The 17,650-nt window shown below is 58.1% G+C and carries 16 protein-coding genes and 1 pseudogene; 12 read left to right on the top strand and 5 right to left on the bottom strand.

Translation table 11 applies throughout. The annotated features are described in order from the left end of the window. Positions 1 to 2: 2 nt before the first annotated feature. The 4 genes from GOV79_RS12335 to GOV79_RS12320 all read right to left on the bottom strand — a co-directional run bounded on the left by GOV79_RS12335 (position 3) and on the right by GOV79_RS12320 (position 5,160). On the bottom strand, positions 3 to 1,658 hold the full coding sequence (locus tag GOV79_RS12335; protein WP_170789997.1) for an alpha-amylase family glycosyl hydrolase: 1,656 nt from the start codon (positions 1,656 to 1,658) through the stop codon (positions 3 to 5). 9 nt (positions 1,659 to 1,667) lie between these two features. Then, positions 1,668 to 2,816, bottom strand: coding sequence for a carbohydrate ABC transporter permease (locus GOV79_RS12330; RefSeq protein ID WP_170789996.1), 1,149 nt, complete (start codon positions 2,814 to 2,816; stop codon positions 1,668 to 1,670). Between the two features lie 4 nt (positions 2,817 to 2,820). Continuing rightward, positions 2,821 to 3,828 (bottom strand): carbohydrate ABC transporter permease, encoded by a 1,008-nt coding sequence (locus tag GOV79_RS12325; RefSeq protein WP_170754134.1) that lies wholly within the window; start codon positions 3,826 to 3,828, stop codon positions 2,821 to 2,823. A gap of 63 nt (positions 3,829 to 3,891) precedes the next feature. Then, the gene (locus GOV79_RS12320) at positions 3,892 to 5,160 is read right to left on the bottom strand and encodes an ABC transporter substrate-binding protein (RefSeq protein ID WP_170789995.1); all 1,269 of its coding nucleotides are present in this window, start codon (positions 5,158 to 5,160) and stop codon (positions 3,892 to 3,894) included. Between the two features lie 215 nt (positions 5,161 to 5,375). Here GOV79_RS12320 and GOV79_RS12315 point away from each other — a divergent pair, with 215 nt between their 5' ends. The 5 genes and pseudogenes from GOV79_RS12315 to GOV79_RS12300 all read left to right on the top strand — a co-directional run bounded on the left by GOV79_RS12315 (position 5,376) and on the right by GOV79_RS12300 (position 10,379). Further along, a complete protein-coding gene (locus GOV79_RS12315; protein ID WP_170789994.1) occupies positions 5,376 to 6,407 on the top strand; it encodes a LacI family DNA-binding transcriptional regulator in 1,032 nt (343 codons plus the stop codon). A gap of 2 nt (positions 6,408 to 6,409) precedes the next feature. Then, positions 6,410 to 7,711: pseudogene (locus GOV79_RS22365) on the top strand (GH1 family beta-glucosidase); the annotation flags it as partial. Between the two features lie 42 nt (positions 7,712 to 7,753). Beyond that, positions 7,754 to 8,743, top strand: a complete 990-nt coding sequence (locus GOV79_RS22360; RefSeq protein ID WP_237218022.1) for a glucokinase — start codon at positions 7,754 to 7,756, stop codon at positions 8,741 to 8,743. 26 nt (positions 8,744 to 8,769) lie between these two features. Next, positions 8,770 to 9,696: a carbohydrate kinase family protein gene (locus GOV79_RS12305; RefSeq protein ID WP_170789992.1), complete on the top strand. Its 927-nt coding sequence runs from the start codon at positions 8,770 to 8,772 to the stop codon at positions 9,694 to 9,696. A 17-nt stretch (positions 9,697 to 9,713) separates the two neighbouring features. Continuing rightward, a complete protein-coding gene (locus GOV79_RS12300) occupies positions 9,714 to 10,379 on the top strand; it encodes a D-lyxose/D-mannose family sugar isomerase (RefSeq protein WP_170789991.1) in 666 nt (221 codons plus the stop codon). Between the two features lie 5 nt (positions 10,380 to 10,384). Here GOV79_RS12300 and GOV79_RS12295 read toward each other — a convergent pair whose 3' ends face one another. Then, positions 10,385 to 11,398: a LacI family DNA-binding transcriptional regulator gene (locus tag GOV79_RS12295; RefSeq protein ID WP_170789990.1), complete on the bottom strand. Its 1,014-nt coding sequence runs from the start codon at positions 11,396 to 11,398 to the stop codon at positions 10,385 to 10,387. Positions 11,399 to 11,617: 219 nt separating this feature from the next. On the opposite strand from GOV79_RS12295, the gene GOV79_RS12290 reads away from it, so the two are divergent. The 7 genes from GOV79_RS12290 (at position 11,618) to GOV79_RS12260 (ending at position 17,649) form a co-directional block, all read left to right on the top strand. Further along, positions 11,618 to 12,922 carry an extracellular solute-binding protein gene (locus GOV79_RS12290; RefSeq protein ID WP_170773473.1) on the top strand — a complete coding sequence of 435 codons (1,305 nt, stop codon included), beginning with the start codon at positions 11,618 to 11,620 and terminating at the stop codon, positions 12,920 to 12,922. A gap of 72 nt (positions 12,923 to 12,994) precedes the next feature. Then, entirely contained in the window at positions 12,995 to 13,876 is an 882-nt protein-coding gene (locus GOV79_RS12285) for an ABC transporter permease subunit (protein ID WP_170789989.1), read from the top strand. Between the two features lie 11 nt (positions 13,877 to 13,887). Further along, positions 13,888 to 14,781, top strand: coding sequence for an ABC transporter permease subunit (locus GOV79_RS12280; protein ID WP_170789988.1), 894 nt, complete (start codon positions 13,888 to 13,890; stop codon positions 14,779 to 14,781). 11 nt (positions 14,782 to 14,792) lie between these two features. Beyond that, the gene (locus tag GOV79_RS12275) at positions 14,793 to 15,839 is read left to right on the top strand and encodes an ABC transporter ATP-binding protein (RefSeq protein WP_170789987.1); all 1,047 of its coding nucleotides are present in this window, start codon (positions 14,793 to 14,795) and stop codon (positions 15,837 to 15,839) included. Further along, a complete protein-coding gene (locus tag GOV79_RS12270) occupies positions 15,836 to 16,834 on the top strand; it encodes an endonuclease/exonuclease/phosphatase family protein (protein ID WP_331252570.1) in 999 nt (332 codons plus the stop codon). The genes GOV79_RS12275 and GOV79_RS12270 overlap by 4 nt, the downstream gene beginning before the upstream one ends. A 92-nt stretch (positions 16,835 to 16,926) precedes the next feature. Next, complete coding sequence (locus GOV79_RS12265; protein ID WP_170773454.1) at positions 16,927 to 17,169, top strand: hypothetical protein; 243 nt, start codon at positions 16,927 to 16,929, stop codon at positions 17,167 to 17,169. A gap of 9 nt (positions 17,170 to 17,178) precedes the next feature. Next, positions 17,179 to 17,649 carry a phage holin family protein gene (locus GOV79_RS12260; RefSeq protein WP_170789986.1) on the top strand — a complete coding sequence of 157 codons (471 nt, stop codon included), beginning with the start codon at positions 17,179 to 17,181 and terminating at the stop codon, positions 17,647 to 17,649. Position 17,650 lies beyond the last annotated feature (1 nt).

Here is a 17,650-nt window from a genome sequence, read left to right as displayed (position 1 = left end):
ACCTACCCCTTGTCCCGCGCCAGCAGACAGAATTGCGCAGCGTCGAGGGACAATGCCCCTTCCCCGTCGACGCTGCCCAACTCCTCCCCGATTACATACCAGTTCCCCTCCGGCAGAGTGATTTGGGTCGGATCCGAGCCCAAATTGAAGGCACAGAACACCTGTTCAGTCGGGGCGTCCCGTAGGAAGGTCAGAACAGGGCCGGTCTGGGCCATCTGCATCTGCTCCCCGGACATCAGTGCCGGATTCGCATGTCGCAGCGCAATCGCGCGGCGATAGTGATGCAGCATTGAATTGGGGTCCTGTTCCAACCTGTCGACGGCGCGTTCGGCTTGCAGCGGGCTGACTGGCAGCCACGGTCGGCCAGCACTAAAACCCGATTGCTCGTCCTGCGCGGCCCAGACCATCGGTGTGCGGCACCCGTCGCGTCCTTTGAATTCGGGCCAGAATTCGATGCCGTAGGGATCTTGCAGATCTTCGAACGCCACATCGGCCTCGGGCAGACCCAGTTCCTCACCCTGATAAAGGCAGGCAGAGCCGCGAAGGCACATCATCAGAACCGCATGCTGTCGAACGGCCTCGTCGCTTAATCCCCAACGCGTCGCGTGTCGCGATACGTCATGGTTCGAGAAGGCCCAGCAAGGCCACGCATCACCGGCCTTGTCCTCTAACTGATCGAAAACCTGTTTGGCATAAGTCGCCGTTAGCGCGCGTTTTTCCAGAAACTCGAAAGCATAGCACATGTGCATCCGCTTATCGCCGGTTGTGTATTCGCCCATGATCTCAAGCCCGCGCTGCGCGTCGCCGACCTCACCCAGACAGGCGCGGCCTTCGTATTCGTCGGTCAACGCACGCAACCGTTCGAGGAAGGCGATATTCTCAGGCTGGCTCTTGGAGAAAAGGTGATCTTGATGGTTATACGGGTTCACCATGGGCGCGATTGAGGCGTTGCGCTGCTCCATCGGCAGGCCGGGGTTGTCGCGCAGCTGCTTGTCATGGAAGTAGAAGTTGATCGTATCCAGCCGGAATCCGTCGACACCCAAATCCAACCAGAATCGGGCCACATCCAGCAAGGCGTCCTGAACCGCCGGGCAATGAAAATTCAAGTCGGGCTGCGAAGTCAGGAAGTTGTGCAGATAATACTGCAACCGGCGCGAATCCCACTGCCAGGCCGAGCCTCCGAAGATCGACAACCAGTTGTTTGGCGGCGTTCCGTCCGGTTTCGGGTCCGCCCAGACATACCAATCGGACTTTTCGTTTTCGCGGTTGGACCTGCTCTCGCTAAACCACGGGTGCTGATCCGAGGTATGCGACAGCACAAGGTCGATCATCACTTTCAGCCCAAGCCCATGCGCCTGATCCAGAAGCTCTTTGAAATCCGCCATCGTTCCGAACATCGGGTCGACATCGCGGTAGTCGCTGACATCATATCCGAAGTCCTTCATCGGAGACTTGAAGAACGGCGATATCCAGATCGCATCGACCCCAAGCGAGGCGATATAGCCCAGACGCTGAGTAATCCCTTTCAGGTCGCCAATTCCGTCGCCGTTGCTGTCCTGAAAGCTGCGGGGATAGATCTGATAGATCACACCGCCGCGCCACCAATCGGACGCTGCTTGGGTTACCTTGGTTGTGTCCACAGTGTTCTGCACGTTCATCAGAAGCCTCTATTTGACGGATCCGGCCAGCAAGCCCCGGACCAGATATTTTTGCATTGCGAAGAAAACGATCAGCGGTACGGCGATCGATACGAACGCCGCCGTGGCCAGAATTTCCCAGTTGCCGCCCCGCGTGCCCAGCAGTTCGACAATCTGGTTGGTCATGACGGTGGTCTGACCAGACGCGTCGATCAAAAAGACCTTGGCAACCAGCAGATCATTCCAAGTCCACAGGAACTGGAAGATCGCAAAAGAGGCCAGCGCCGGGAAACTTAGCGGCAGGATCAGTTTGGTGAAGATCTGGAACTCGGTCGCTCCGTCAACCCGCGCGTTTTCGATCAGGTCTCGGGGAAGGCCAGCCATGTAGTTGCGCAGCAGGTAGATTGCCAGCGGCATCCCGAAGCCGGTATGGGCCATCCAAACCCCAAGATAGCCTTTCCCGATCCCGATATTGAGGTGGAATTTCAAAAGTGGGATCAGCGCCAGTTGTAACGGTACCACCAACAATCCAACTACGGCAGCAATCAGCAGGGCGCGGCCGGGGAAATCCATCCACGCCAATGCGTAGGCCGCAAAGGCGGCCACCAAGATCGGAATGATTGTCGCAGGGATGGTCACAGTCAGAGTATTGAAGAACGCCCGCCCCATGCTGTCAGAGGAATCTTCGGCCAACAAAACCTTGTGGTAATTGGCCAACGTGAACTCGGGCGGCAATTCTGCGGTCACGAACACACGCGCGCCGCGGCTGCCGGTAAATTCTTCCGAATTCTCCATCCGGTAGTTGCCTTGCGCGTCCACGGTAATCGTACCCCCCCGACGCAGCTCAGCAGTATCACCCGGAACAAACGCATCCACGGCCCGAGAGCTGACTCCCCATTGAGAGATCGTAGCCGTTGTGCCCGCGTCAAACAGGTTGCCTTCGATCACGTAAACCCCGTTTTCCAGTACCTGTGTGTCCGGCGCTGCAGACCGCAAAGTCAGATTCTGTTCGGACGGGAAGAGAGATTTCCACCAGCCGCTTGTGGCAATTTGATCGGCCGTGCGAAAAGACGAGATCAACAGCCCCAGTGTTGGCACCACCCAAAGCACGACCAGAAATATGACCGAGGCATGGACGACCCAGCGCAGCGCCGGTTTGGTTCCTGCAATATCGCTCATCGCCTCACTCCATCTCTTTGCGCGCGTTGCGCACGTTCCAGATCAAGATCGGTGTTACCAGCAGCATAATCACCATGGCTGAAGCCGACCCCACACCCCAGTCATTGGCGCGGAACAGCTTGTCATACATGTAGTTGGCCAGAACCTGTGTCTCCCACTGGCCGTTGGTCATGGCAAAGACGATGTCAAAGACCTTGAGCACGGTGATCGTGATCGTGGTCCATACGACTAGAATTGTGGTCTTGATCTGCGGCACCTTGATGCGGAAGAAAATCTGGAACGGGTTGGCGCCGTCCAGAATGGCGGCCTCGACGGTTTCCTCGGGGATGCCACGCAAGGCCGCGGACAGGATCACCATGGCAAAGCCGGTCTGAATCCAAATCAGCACGACCATCAGGAAGAAACTGTTCCAGAACGGGATGGTCAGCCAAGTTTGCGGCTCGGTCCCGCCAAAGAAGATATAAAGCGCGTTCAGCATCCCGATCTGATCCTGTTCGGCCGGGCGAGTGTCATAGACCAGCTTCCAGATCACCGATGCACCCACAAAAGAAATCGCCATCGGCATGAAGATCAGCGACTTGGCGATATTGCCCCAACGAATGCGGTCGGTCAGTTGCGCAACCAAAAGACCCAAAGCGGTGGACATCGCCGGCACGATGATTAACCAGAACATGTTGTTGCGCATGGCTTCCCAGAATTTGGGCTCATTCGCCATCTGGATGTAGTTTTCCAGGCCCACCCATTCATAGCCCCCACCGGGTACCCGATCCGTAAGAGACAAGCGCAGCGTTTCGACCACCGGATAGGCCAGATACAGACCCAACGCCGCCAACGCCGGGAACAGAAACAACCACGGACGGATCATGTTGGCGCGGTTGATATTGCGCCCTGCATTCGGGCCGCGCGCCGGGAACAGCACTTTGTCCAGAAATTGGTTGGAGAGGTAGAAATAGCCCACACACCCTGACACGCCGATGGCGATGGTCAGCAGGCCCTGTAATGCCGGATGCATGCCGCGTCTCCCTTGCGACGGTGGCAGGCAACCCGAACTGGCGGGTTGCCCGATCAGGAACGCTCAGTCCAGCGCGTCCCAGGAGGATTGGATTTCGTTGGCAACCTCTTCCGCCGAGGCCCCGCCCGCATAGTCGACCATGCCGGTCCAGAACGTCCCTGCGCCGACACCGCCGGGCATCAGGTCAGACCCGTCAAACCGGAAAGTGGTTGCTCCCAGAAGGATGTCGTTCATCTTCTTCAACGTCGGGTCCGAGAACAGCGAGGTATCAACGCCCTTATGGGGTGTCAGGAATCCGGTTAGCTGCATCCAGGTCTCGTGCGCTTCGGGGGCCTGCAGATACTCGATCAAAGCATGCGCGCCGGGGCTGTCATTGGTGATCGCCCAAAGCGTGCCCGCACCCAGAACTGGACTGCCCAAGTCCTTGCTTTCATAAGCGGGGAAGTAGAAGAAATCCACGTCTTCTCCCACGACCGTACCTTCCGGGAAGAATGCCGGAATGAACGAGGCCTGCCGGTGCAGATAGCATTGCGGCGGAGAGCTGAACATGCCTTTGGGACTGTCGCGGAAATCGGTTGTGGCTACGGCCCCTGCCCCACCAGCGACATAGTCGTCATTGCGGGCGAAAGCTCCGAATTCTTCGATGGCCGCGATGACCTTTGGGTCATTGAACTTCATCTCATTTGCGACCCATGCGTCATAATCCGCGGGCGATTGTGTGCGCAGCATCATGTCCTCGACCCAGTCGGTCGCGGGCCAGCCGGTCGCTCCGCCAGACCCCAGACCGATACACCAAGGCGTCTCGCCGTCCGCCACGATCTGGTCCGTCAGAGCTTTGAGTTCTTCCATCGTGGTCGGCACTTCGTACCCGGCGTCTTCGAAGTTCTCGGGAACATACCAGACCAGCGATTTCACATCGACCTTGTAGAAAAATCCGTAAAGATTGTCTGCGCCGTCCGGACCTGCGTAAGTCCCCAGATCGACCCAGGATTGACCCGCAGCGTAATTGTCGCGAATCCAATCGGATGTGCCATCTGCCAAAGGCGTCAGAAAGCCGGATTTGGCCATATCCGCCGCCAGACCGGGCTGCGGGAACACCGCAACGTTAGGGGCAGATCCTGCTTCCGCGTCGATGCGGATCTGCTGTTCGAAACTATCCGAGCCGACATAGGCGTACTCATGCCCGGTCGCGGCAGCAAAGCCGTCCAGCACCTTTTCGACATTTTCCTGATCCGGTCCCAACCAGGGGCCAAACACCGTGACCTTGTCGGCATGCGCCGCGCCCGCCATCAGGGCGAACGTTGCCGCGCCTGCGTAAAGCGAGTGTTTCATGAATTCTCCTCCCAACTCTGTTGCGCCCATGAGACTCAGTTTTCAAAGCGCTTTGAATGACGGGTTTTATCCGCTAACATTCAAGTTCTGTCAATATTAGGTTTGAAATTCGCCTAAAAATTAATAAAACACACGGTGAGTAGAAACAGGTTGACCCAATAGGAAAACCCACTCACAACAGTTTTGCCACCAATTTGAAGGCGCTTTGAAGCGAAATGAACCTAAAGCAGCTCTCAGAAATCCTCGGTCTTTCGCAAACAACGGTCAGTCGCGCGCTGAACGGATACCCCGAGGTGAACGAGGCCACGCGAGAGCGGGTTCAGGCTGCGGCGACCAAACACGGCTATCGCCCGAACAGCCGCGCTAAGGGACTGGCCACGGGGCGTTCTATGGTGATCGGGCACGTGATCCCCAGTTCCTCGCAACATGAAATGGTCAACCCGATCTTCGGGGATTTTGTCGCCGGGGCCGCTCGAACCTATGGCGCGCATGGCTATGACATGATGTTCACCAATGCCGACGATACCTCGATCGAACGAACCTATCGGGACCTCTTCCAACGTGGCGCTGTCGACGGGGTCGTTCTGCAAGGCCCCAAGGTCAACGAACACCGGATCGAGGTTTTGACCCGCATGGCGGTTCCGTTCATCGTCCATGGCCGCTCGACCGGGATCGAGGTGCCTTATGACTGGGTCGACGTTAACAACAAAAGCTCATTCCTGAGGGCGACCCGTTTTCTGGTTGATCTGGGACATAAACGTATCTCTCTGATCAATGGGCTAGAGGATATGGACTTCGCCCAACGTCGCCGCGAAGGATATCTGCAGGCACTGCAAGAAGCTGATCTGACGCCCGAACCCGCCCTAATGCGCAGCGCCGAGATGACCGAGGTTTACGGCCATCACGAAGCCCGCGACATGCTGCAGCTGGACACCCCCCCGACGGCCATATTGGTCTCGTCAATGATTTCTGCCATCGGGGTGCGGCGCGCTTTGAATGAGGCTGGGCTGAAAATGGGTCGCGATGTGTCCGTCATCGCGCATGATGACGACCTGTCCTATCTCAAGAATGGGCAGGACGTGCCTATCTTTACAGCAACGCGATCCTCGGTCCGGCAGGCTGGGGAAATCGCCGCCGAAATGCTGATCGACCGGATCAAATCACCGGACGACCCGGTTAAAACTAGATTGCTGGAGGCCGAACTGGTAGTTGGCGGCTCGACCGGCCCCGCTCCTGACAGGTTCTGAACATGAAATATACCCGTACTGATTTCCCCAAAGACTTCCTCTTTGGTGTCGCAACCTCTGCCTATCAGATCGAAGGCCACGCGCAGGGTGGCGCAGGTCAGACCCATTGGGACACGTTTGCGAACACGCCCGGCAATGTGGTGCGGGGCGAAAACGGAGACCTCGCCTGCGATCACCTCAACCGTTTCGATCAGGACTTTGATCTGGTGCGCGAAGCCGGTTTTGATTGCTATCGCTTTTCAACCAGCTGGGCCCGGGTTCTGCCCGAAGGACGTGGGGCCGTGAACCAAGCCGGGTTAGACTATTACGACCGACTAGCCGATGCTCTGCTGGAACGCGGCATTCGCCCCTGTGCGACGCTCTATCATTGGGAACTGCCCTCGCCGCTAGCGGATCTGGGCGGCTGGCGAAATCGGGATATCGCTGGGTGGTTCGCCGACTTCACTGAGGTCATTATGGGCCGCATCGGCGACCGAATGTTCAGTGTTGCCCCCATCAACGAACCCTGGTGCGTAAGCTGGCTGAGCCACTTCGACGGTCACCACGCCCCGGGCTTGCGCGATATCCGCGCGACGGCTCGCGCGATGCATCATGTTCTGCTGGCGCATGGCCGCGCGATCGAGGCGATGCGTGGTCTGGGCATGTCCAACTTGGGAGCGGTGTTCAATCTGGAATGGGCCGAACCCGCCGATGACAGCGCCGAGGCGCGCAAAGCCGCTGACTTGTATGACGGTATCTACAACCGGTTCTTTCTGGGCGGCGTATTCAACAAAGCCTATCCGCAAAATGTTCTGGACGGGTTGGAACCCTATCTACCCGCTGGCTGGCAGGATGATTTCGACACGATCGGCGCGCCCGTGGACTGGTGCGGGCTGAACTACTACACCCGCAAACTGATCGCGCCCGCCGACACCGCCTGGCCCAGCCTGCAAGAGGTCCCTGGCCCCCTGCCCAAAACGCAAATGGGGTGGGAAATTGAGCCTTCCGCCCTGACACGTTTCCTGACCCGGGCCGCTCGTGAATATACCGGCGATCTGCCGATCTATGTGACCGAAAATGGCATGGCCAGCTCTGAGCGCCAGCAAGATGAGGACCGGATCGACTACCTCAACCAGCATTGGGCCGCTGTGAAAGACGCGTTGGATCAGGATGTGCCCGTCAAAGGCTATTTTATCTGGTCGCTGCTGGACAACTACGAATGGGCCCTTGGCTACGAGAAGCGCTTTGGTCTGGTTGATGTGGATTTCGACACGATGGGGCGGACGCCCAAAGCGTCCTTTGAGGCGGTGAAAACTGCCCTCGCCGGTGCACAAGTCTCTGTCCCCTTAGCACAACCCGCCGGAGCCATGCATGAACACTGGAATCTGGTGGCCGATATCGGCGGGACCAACACCCGTTTGGGGGTTATCTCAAACGGGAGACTAACCGATCTGCGCAAATACCCAACGGGACAGCTGCCGCAACTGCTTGAGGCGTTTCACAGCCTGCGCGACGAGGTTGGCACCGACCCCCGCGCGGTTGTCGCCGCTGGGGCGGGCCCTGTGCGGGATGGTACGATCCGACTGACCAACGCGCAGCTTGATTTGTCCGAGGACGACATCGGACGCGCGACCGGCGCGCAACATACTTTTGTGATCAATGACTTCACCGCAGCCGCGTGGTCTGTGGCTGAAATCAGGGCCGGTGACGTCGAGGTTTTGCAAGGTGCGGAAACCCCGCCGGTCGGCACTCGCTTGGTCGTTGGGCCGGGCACCGGGCTTGGGGTTGGGTCGCTGCTCTATTCCGAGGGGCACTACCATACGGCATCTGGCGAAGGCGGCCATGTAGGCCTGTCCCCGCGCCACGCTGACGAGGTTGAAGTATTTCGCGCCGCCCGCGAGGTCGCGACCGAGTGTTTCTTTGACGACTCGCTGACCCTTGAGGCCGAGATGTTCCTGAGCGGCACCGGCCTGCCCATCCTCTACCAAGCCATCCAACTCGCAGCCGGTCAAACCAACGCGGAAACCCGTCCCGCAAAGGATATCCTGCAAGACGCGCTGGCCCAAACCGACCCTCATGCGGTACGCGCGGCCCATATGTTCACCACTCATCTGGGGGCTGTCATGGGCGATATGGCTGTGACCATGATGCCAGCGGGCGGTGTTTTTCTGGTGGGCGGCGTGGCCGAAAAGAACCGTTGGCTGTTCAAGGACGCCTTCCGCGACGCTTTCAACGCCGGGGGTCGGTTCAGTGAGCTACGCCGGTCGATGAACCTCTATGTCTCGGAACAGGATGAATTTGGCATTGTTGGCGCTAACAATTTCTGCAAAAGTGCGCTCGCGCGTCGGATGGCCTGACGCGGCCAAACTGGAAAGGTCCCGGCATGATCCTGTGCTGCGGTGAAGCGCTGATCGACATGATCCCCACCCCAACCACCGACGGGGCACAGGGCTTTGTCCCCCATTCAGGCGGAGCGATCTTCAACACCGCCATAGCGCTTGGTCGTCTGGGCGCGTCGGTTGGGATGCTAACTGGCTTGTCCAGCGACATGTTCGGGGCACAACTGTCCGACGCGCTGACCGACAGCCACGTGGATCAGACTCATGTCATCCGCTCGGACCGTCCATCGACACTGGCCTTTGTGCAGTTGAAGGACGGACAGGCCAGCTACAGCTTTCTAGATGAAAACTCGGCCGGGCGGATGCTGCGGCCCGAGGATATGCCCGCGCAGTTGCCCGGCACCACAGCGCTCTATTTCGGTGGTATCAGCCTGGCCTGCGAACCTTGTGCGGATGCGTATGCGGCCTTGTTGGACCAACATGCCGACGCGTGCGCTGTGATGCTCGACCCCAATATCCGCCCCGGCTTTATCGCGGATGAGACCCGGTACCGCACCCGCCTGAACCGCATGATCGAACAGGCCGACATCGTAAAAGTATCTGACGAAGACTTGAATTGGATCGTCCCCGGACCTGAATCCCTGACCGAGAAAGTCCCTGCCCTGCTGGAAGCCGGACCGTCTGTTGTCATTATTACCAAGGGCAGCGAGGGCGCCTCGGCCTATCTAAACGACGGGTCCGAGACCTCGGTGTCGGTCAAACAGGTGCAGGTGGTCGACACAGTCGGAGCGGGCGACACGTTCAATGCGGGCGTTCTGGCCCAGCTTGACGCGGACGGCTTGTTGACCAAATCCGGTCTACGCTCGGTGGACGTCAGTGCCATACGATCCGCTCTAAGCAAAGGGGCCGAGGTTGCCGCCGTCACCGTATCCCGCGCCGGGGCGAATCCGCCCTGGGCACACGAACTCTGACCACGAAGGCCAAACCGATGAAACGTTCCGAAATCAACGAGATCAAATCCGCAGCCGAGGCGTTCATTCATTCCTTTGGTGCGGTTCTGCCTCCTTTCGCAACATGGTCGCCTGAACAGATGCGCAGCGCTCGGGCCGATGGCATTCGCGCGCGGGGATTGGGCTGGGATATCACCGATTACGGTCAGGGCCGATTTGATGAGCTTGGATTGTTCTTGTTTACACTGCGCAACGGCGATGTCACTGACCTGAGCAAAGGGCGCGGTATGCTTTATGCGGAAAAACTGCTGGTCTCGCGAGACAAACAACTCTCACCCATGCACCGCCATATCGTGAAGGCCGAAGACATCATCAACCGGGGCGGCGGTGATCTGGTGATGGAGATCTATGCCTCGGACACGGATGGCGGCATCGACCGCGACAACCCGGTCATTGTGCCAAGCGACAACTGCCCGGTCACGATCCAACCCGGTGAACTGTTGCGCCTGAAGCCCGGTGAAAGCGTGACATTGATGCCGGGTATCTGGCATGCCTTTTGGGCGGAGAAAGGCGATTGCCTGATAGGCGAAGTCTCAACCGTCAACGATGACCGAACCGACAATGTGTTCGAGGAGCCAATTCCGCGCTTTGCCACGATCGAGGAAGATGCCGCGCCCGATTTCCTGCTGGTGGCCGATTACTGAAAATCTCAATGCGTGCCGCGGGGCACGAAGTGAGGTTTAATCAGAATTGTTTCGCTGGCTTTCAAAGGGTTCTTCAGCCGTTTCTCCAAAAGTTGGATGACGGGCTCGACAGCTTCGTCGATCGGGTTGCAAACCGTTGACAGATCGAATGTTGGCCAGCCAGCCATCTCAATATCATCGAACCCCACAACTGACAGGGTTTCTGGAACTGATACTCCCAAGTCTCGGGCCGCTGTCAAAGCCCCAATCGCGGTTGCATCATTGGCACAAATCAATGCATCCAGTGAATGCGTGGTCAGCAGGCGGGTGGCCGCCCTGTGGCCGGCGTCGACAGTGAAGTCGCCGTCGGTTTCGGCAACCAGCGAAAGCCCAGCCTCAGCCAAACTGTCCAGTACCCCAGCCCGGCGACCGCTAGAAGAGGAGAAAGCCTCGGGGCCACCGATATAGCCGAATTTCTTTCTTCCCTTTTCGATCAGAACCCGAGTGGCAATCCGGGTGCCCTCGGCGTTTCGACAACAAACATTGTCAACACCCTGGGCCTCGACGACGCGCCCAGCGGAAATCATTGGAACCCCGATCTTGCTGCATTGCGTGACGACTTCGGCCTGCATACTTCCACCACGCAGGATCAACGCGTCCAACGGGTAGCGCAAGACTTGCTGAATTGCCTTTTCCGCAGACTGATCGCCGCCGTCGATCAGGATCGGCCATTTGTTCAGCGCGTTCAATTGCCCAACCAAAGCCATTACGAACTCGGTGTCATAAGCGCTGCGCATATTTCCGACAAAAACAGCGACAAGATGCGAGCGGCCATCTTTCAGCCCTGCCGCCAGCGCATTGGGCTGATACCCCATCTGCGCCGCGACCTCATGTATCTTTTTCCGCTTATCTGCATCCAGATAGGCGCCAGGTGTGAACGCGCGTGACACAGACGACCGCGATACACCTGCCGCTTCGGCCACAATCTGGGCAGTCACCCGCCGGGGTCGCGGGGTGTTATATTCATTGTCACTGCTCACGCACTACCTGTCCTCTGTTTCTGAATAATTTGTCAATAATGCTAAAAATCTTTCACCGAACTGTCACATGCAAAGCGTATGTGACCACGTGTGCACAAGATGTGCATCACGAATGGGATTCGCCCTATTTGTGCAGATTTTTGACGCTGCCTGGGGCTTCGGCCCCGCAACCTGGTGCGCTGACCAAAACCTTGGTCCGCGGCCAAACCGGAGAGAGACATGACCAAGCTGACCTTCAGCGCTACCGCCGCCGCACTCGCCTTTACTGCGACCGCAACTTTTGCCGAAACCGAGATCACATGGTGGCACGCAATGGGCGGCCAACTGGGTGAAACCGTCAACAAGATTGCCGAAGATTTCAACGCCTCGCAGGACGATTACAAGATCACTCCGGTCTACAAGGGCAGCTATGAGGAAACACTGACCGCAGGTATCGCCGCCTTCCGTGCGGGCGAGCAGCCCAACGTCATGCAGGTCTTCGACGCCGGTGCCGCCACCGTGATCGGAGCCAAGGGAGCAACTATCCCCGTTCAGGATCTGCTGGCCGATAATGGCGTGAATTTCGACATCAACGACTACATCGCCGGTGTGCGGTATTTCTATGCCGACAGCGACGGCAAGATGATCGGCATGCCCTTCAACTCGTCCACGCCAATCCTGTATTTCAACGTGGACGCGCTGGAAGCTGCAGGTGTCACTCCGCCGAAAACCTGGGAAGAGTTCCAGACAACCACTGCTCCTGCGCTGAAAGACGCGGGCTACATCGCGCTCAGCCAGTCGCACCTGCCCTGGATTTTCACCGAAAACTTCATGTCGCGCCACAACCTGCCGTTTGCCACCAACAACAATGGCTATGACGGCATCGACACGCAGATCCTGGTGAACAATGACGCCATCAAGGCCCACTTCACCGCCGTGACCGATTGGAAAGACGAAGGTCTGTTCGAATGGTATGGTACCGGCTGGGGCGACAACGCCAAGCCGTTCGAAGAAGGCAAAGTCGCCATGTGGCTGGGTTCGTCGGGCTCTTTTGGTGGCCTCCTGCAAAAAGACCTGCCGTTCGAATTCAGTGCAACCGAGCTGCCCTATTGGGAAGCCGTGACCGCCGAGCCTACCCAAACCTTCATCGGTGGCGCCGCTTTGTTCGCAATGTCCGGCAAATCGGACGACGAGAACAAGGCCACGGCTGAGTTCTTCCGCTTCCTAACCGCGCCTGAAACCCAGTACTTCTGGCACCAGGAAACCGGATACGTACCGATCACCGAAGCCGCATATGAGGTTGCCAAGAAAGACGGCCATTATGACCGCTTCCCGGCCGCCGAAGTTGGTGTGAACCAGTTGCAGGCTAAGGCGGGCGACAACACCAAGGGCTACCGCATGGGCTTTTACGTCCAGATCCGCGACATCATGAACCGCGAATATGGACGTATCCTGACTGGTGAAACCGACGTCGAGACCGCCTTCAAGACAATCGAAAAAGAAGCCAACGAACTGCTGGCACGCTTTGGTAAGACCCAGGGTTAATCCCCGTTATCACCCCCTGGATGGTCGCGCCTCCGGGTGCGACCATCGCTCATTATTCGCACGGAACCATTCATGAAACGCGCGGGCTTTGACACGATCTGGCTTCCTGTGGCGCTGCTGATGCCGCAACTGCTGATCATTGCCATCTTCTTCTACTGGCCTGCGGGCTGGGCTTTGCAATCCTCGTTCTACTTGCAGGACCCGTTTGGGTTCGGCTCGACCTTTGTAGGGGGGGAAAACTATACCTCGCTGCTGGGCAATGATCAGTACAAGCGCGTGGCAGGGTTCACGATCCTTTATTCGGTGCTTGTGACGTTCTTTTCGCTCGCCATCGCGCTGCTGCTAGCGGTCAAGGCGGACAAGGTAATCCGAGGGGCAAAGACCTATCGCACGCTTCTGATGTGGGTCTATGCCATCGCACCACCTGTGGCCGGGTTTCTGGGCATCCTATTCTTTGATCAAAGCACTGGGCCGCTGACCAAGTTTTTCCAGATGTTCGGCTGGAATTTCAAACTGGGCGTGGACTATAACGCCACGGCCACCGCTATGGTCATCGTGGCCGTGTGGAAGCAGATCCCGGTCAATTTCATCTTTTTCCTCTCGGGCCTGCAATCCATTCCGCGATCCGTGCGCGAGGCGGCGATGATCGACAACCGCTCGGCTACCGGACGGTTCTGGCAGGTGACTTTCCCGCTGCTGGCCCCCACCGCGTTCTTCCTGCTAATCATCAACATCACCTACGCGCTGTTCGACACCTTTGGCGTTATCGACGCGCTGATGAAGGGTGAGCCGGGCAACAACCCGATGACGCTGGTTTACAAGGTCTATCTGGACGGGTTCCGGGGCAATGACCTTGGCGGCTCATCCGCGCAATCGGTGATCCTGATGGTGCTGGTGCTGATCCTGACCGTGTTTCAGTTCCGCCTGGTGGAACGCCGGATTCACTATACGTAAGGGCTTTGGACATGGCAGAGACAACACTCGAAACTCCCGTTGAAACCCATCGTCCCCGCCGCATCAAATGGGGCGCGATCGGCGATCACACCGCCCTGATCCTAGGCGCTTTGCTGATGATGATACCACCGCTGCTGGCGCTGACCACGGCCAGCCATGACGCTGTGACGATCCACCGCGAGGGGTTGCAGCTGACGCTGGGCGACAATCTGGGCAAGAACTTCCATGCCGCCATGTTCGAAAAGGGTGGGTTCACCCAGACGGTGGATGGCACGCTGATGCTGATGAATTCCTTCATCCTTGGCATCGGCTTTGCGGTGGGCAAGATTATCATCTCGATGATGGCGGCCTATGCCATCGTCTATTTTCGCCTGCGCTTTGCCACGCTGGCCTTCTGGGTGATCTTCACCACCCTGTTGCTGCCGCTGGAGGTGCGCATCCTGCCCTCATACGAGGCGATCCAGAAACTGGGCCTGACAAACACCTATACCGGTCTGATCGTACCGCTGATCGCATCCGCAACCGGCACGTTCTTTTTCCGTCAGTTCTTCATGTCCGTCCCTGAGGAGCTGGCCGAGGCCGCCCGGATCGACGGCGCAGGCCCATGGAAGTTCTTTGTCGATATCCTTGTACCGCTTAGCCGGACGATGATCGCTGCGATCTTCATCATCATGTTTGTCTTTGGCTGGAACCAATATCTGTGGCCGACACTGATCACGACGGATGAGAGCTTTTTCACCCTGGTCCGGGGCATCAAACAGATCGTGCTGTCCTACACAGATAGTCAGATCCCAGAACACGGGCAGGCATTGGCGCTGGCCATTGTCGCGATGATCCCACCCGTGGCGATCGTCGTCTTTTTCCAAAACTGGTTCGTTAAGGGCCTTACAGAATCCGACAAATAAGGAATACGCGCATGGCTCAGGTTTCATTAGAGGGCATCCGCAAGGTCTATCCCAACGGCTTTCAGGCGGTTCAGACCGCCAGCTTCACCATTCAGGACGGCGAGTTTGTCGTGCTGGTCGGCCCCTCGGGCTGTGGCAAATCCACCCTGCTGCGGATGATCGCGGGGTTGGAGGAGATCACCGAAGGTACACTGAAGATCGGCGGCCGGGTGGTCAATGACGTGGATCCGGCGGACCGGGACATCGCGATGGTGTTCCAGAACTATGCGCTCTACCCGCATATGACCGTCCGAAAAAATATCGGCTATGGCCTCAAGAATCGCGGCAACCCGGCCTCCGAGATAGCGGCCAAGGTCGAAGACGCCGCCAAGATGCTGAACCTGACCGAATATCTGGACCGCAAACCAGCGCAGCTGTCGGGTGGTCAACGTCAGCGCGTCGCAATGGGCCGCGCCGTAGTGCGTGATCCGGCGCTGTTCTTGTTTGATGAACCGTTGTCGAACCTCGACGCCAAGCTGCGCAACCAGATGCGGATCGAGATTAAGGCCCTGCAACGCCGCCTTGGCACCACAGCCGTCTACGTGACCCATGATCAGGTCGAGGCGATGACGATGGCCGACCGGATCATCGTCCTGAACGCTGGCCGGATCGAACAGATCGGCACGCCGTCGGAAATCTACCACAACCCAGCCTCGACCTTTGTGGCCTCATTCATGGGGGCACCGCCGATGAACCTGATCCGAGCTCAGGTCGAGCAAGGAGAAGTGCGCATCAATGGCTATGACGGTCTGATGCCAGCACCTGCTTCGCAAAACGGGCCGGTGACTTTGGGCATTCGCCCCGAGGATGTGGTACTGGACGATCACGGCAACATCCCGTTCCGTGTAGACATTCTGGAAGAGCTCGGCGCCCATCGCCTGTTGCATGGCGTGGTGGGGGAACAACCTTTTTCGGTGATGATCGGCAAGGATGATGCAGCCTCCACCGGGACCGTGACATTGAATTTGAAGCCCGAGGCCCTGCGGCTGTTTGATACCGAAACAGGGCGCAAACTGTGACGGTGCAAACGTTTGAGACATTGCCCGCCGTGACGCTGGAACAGCGTAATGCGATCTTGGCTGCGCCGCGCACGGCTGAAGCGCATCGCGATTTGCTGTCCAGCCTGCCTGCCATGAATGCCGTGCAAGTTGGAGGCCGTGCTACGTCCACTCATTTGCAAAGCGATTTCACAGTGGCTGCCTGGAATGTGGAACGGTGTCTTTTCCCCGAAGAAACCGCCGCACATCTTGGCAAGGTCTGCCCCGATATCGTCTTGTTGTCCGAGGTCGATCACGGCATGGCCCGCACTGCACAGCGGCATACCACTGAAGTGATGGCCGACGCGCTTGGCATGACCTACGCCTATGGTGTCGAGTTTCACGAACTTGATCTCGGCGGCGCGACCGAGCGGGGCTTTTGCACGGATGACTTCAACAGTCTAGGCTGGCATGGGAACGCAATCCTGTCCTCGGTGCCGTTTGAACGCACGGCGATGATACGGCTGGACGATCACGGCCCTTGGTTTGCCTCGGACACTGGCGCGACGGACCCGGATCAACCGCGGGTCGGCGGTCGCAATGCCATCGCCGCCATTATCCCGGCCACGCAGGGTTCGCTTTGCGTTGTGTCCACTCATCTGGAAAGCAACGCAGATGCAGCGCACCGCCATCAACAGTTCCAACGGTTGTTAGATGAAATCGACGCGTTTGCGCCCGGACTGCCCGTTCTGATCGGTGGGGACCTGAACACCGGCAACCATCTGCCCCCCGATTTTGACTGGCGACGTGAAACCTTGTTTGGGTTGGCCGAACGCCAAGGCTACTCATGGTCTTTCACCGCAGAAGGTCCTACAACCCGACCCAGCCTGATCACTCCGCATCCTGAGCGAGTCATGAAACTGGATTGGCTGGCCGGACGGGGTCTGAAGTGCCTAGACAAAGGCATTCTGACTTCAATCTCGGACGAAGGTACGCCGCTTTCGGATCATGATTGCGTCTGGTGCCGCACAGGCTAAGCACTGGCCCGCTCAACTATCTGGATAAGTCCCTTTTACCGAAACAGAAAAACCGTCTAACATGCGGTTCATCGCGGTAGAGGGACGCAACCATGGTAACAAAAGCAGAATTGGAAGCAGAGGTCGCCGAACTGCGCCGCCAGTTGGCCGAACACGCCAACCCCGAGCCACCCAAGGCCCCGGAACCAGCCGATGCATTCGTCGACAACCTCGGCCATTGGACTGCCCAAATTGATGAAGTTCTGACAGAATTCGAGGATTTGCCGCATAAAAAGCCCATCCTATTCGCCCTTGGCGTCTTTGCGCTTGGGTACATGATCGGTCGATCCCGGTAGGAGTCTGACATGAGCCGCATTTCCCGAAATATCTCGATCATTTTGCGCGCTGAACGGCTGATTGCACAGCGTCAAGTCGCAGTTGCCGCAAAGCGCACAGGCATCTATGCCGCAGCAGGTCTTGCCGTGGGTCTTGCCGCCGTGATGCTGAACGTGGCCGGGTTTTTCTGGCTGTCAGAGACTCTGTCGACGACCTCGGCCGCGCTGATTGTGGCCGGGATTGATCTGGTGGTGGCCGTTCTGCTTGCGGCAGTTGCGAATTCCATGACGGCACAGACAGACACGTCGGATGCCGTCGAACTGCGCGACATGGCTTTGCGAGATATTGAAACCGAAATCCGAGAAAACTTCGCGGATGCGCGCAACGCCGTAACCGGCATTAGGCGCGATCCGCTTGGCACGCTGACACCTGAAATTGTCAGTGCACTTCTTGGGGTCCTGCTGAAATACGCCAAGACCCGTAAAAAGCCGCAGGACTAGG

Origin of the sequence: Ruegeria lacuscaerulensis (assembly GCF_013034745.1) — a bacterium.
Lineage (GTDB): Bacteria > Pseudomonadota > Alphaproteobacteria > Rhodobacterales > Rhodobacteraceae > Ruegeria > Ruegeria lacuscaerulensis_B.
Note: the sequence above shows the minus strand (reverse complement) of the source record. Positions and strands in the feature narration are given on the sequence as shown.

What these genes read in the sequence shown, in the direction of transcription:
- GOV79_RS12290 (WP_170773473.1), top strand. Translation starts at nt 11,618, where the DNA reads ATGACCAAGCTGACCTTCAGCGCTACCGCCGCCGCACTCGCCTTTACT.
- GOV79_RS12285 (WP_170789989.1), top strand. Translation starts at nt 12,995, where the DNA reads ATGAAACGCGCGGGCTTTGACACGATCTGGCTTCCTGTGGCGCTGCTG.
- GOV79_RS12280 (WP_170789988.1), top strand. Translation starts at nt 13,888, where the DNA reads ATGGCAGAGACAACACTCGAAACTCCCGTTGAAACCCATCGTCCCCGC.
- GOV79_RS12260 (WP_170789986.1), top strand. Translation starts at nt 17,179, where the DNA reads ATGAGCCGCATTTCCCGAAATATCTCGATCATTTTGCGCGCTGAACGG.
- GOV79_RS12265 (WP_170773454.1), top strand. Translation starts at nt 16,927, where the DNA reads ATGGTAACAAAAGCAGAATTGGAAGCAGAGGTCGCCGAACTGCGCCGC.
- GOV79_RS12275 (WP_170789987.1), top strand. Translation starts at nt 14,793, where the DNA reads ATGGCTCAGGTTTCATTAGAGGGCATCCGCAAGGTCTATCCCAACGGC.
- GOV79_RS12325 (WP_170754134.1), bottom strand. Translation starts at nt 3,828, where the DNA reads ATGCATCCGGCATTACAGGGCCTGCTGACCATCGCCATCGGCGTGTCA.
- GOV79_RS12315 (WP_170789994.1), top strand. Translation starts at nt 5,376, where the DNA reads ATGAACCTAAAGCAGCTCTCAGAAATCCTCGGTCTTTCGCAAACAACG.
- GOV79_RS12305 (WP_170789992.1), top strand. Translation starts at nt 8,770, where the DNA reads ATGATCCTGTGCTGCGGTGAAGCGCTGATCGACATGATCCCCACCCCA.
- GOV79_RS12330 (WP_170789996.1), bottom strand. Translation starts at nt 2,816, where the DNA reads ATGAGCGATATTGCAGGAACCAAACCGGCGCTGCGCTGGGTCGTCCAT.
- GOV79_RS12335 (WP_170789997.1), bottom strand. Translation starts at nt 1,658, where the DNA reads ATGAACGTGCAGAACACTGTGGACACAACCAAGGTAACCCAAGCAGCG.
- GOV79_RS22360 (WP_237218022.1), top strand. Translation starts at nt 7,754, where the DNA reads ATGCATGAACACTGGAATCTGGTGGCCGATATCGGCGGGACCAACACC.
- GOV79_RS12320 (WP_170789995.1), bottom strand. Translation starts at nt 5,160, where the DNA reads ATGAAACACTCGCTTTACGCAGGCGCGGCAACGTTCGCCCTGATGGCG.
- GOV79_RS12300 (WP_170789991.1), top strand. Translation starts at nt 9,714, where the DNA reads ATGAAACGTTCCGAAATCAACGAGATCAAATCCGCAGCCGAGGCGTTC.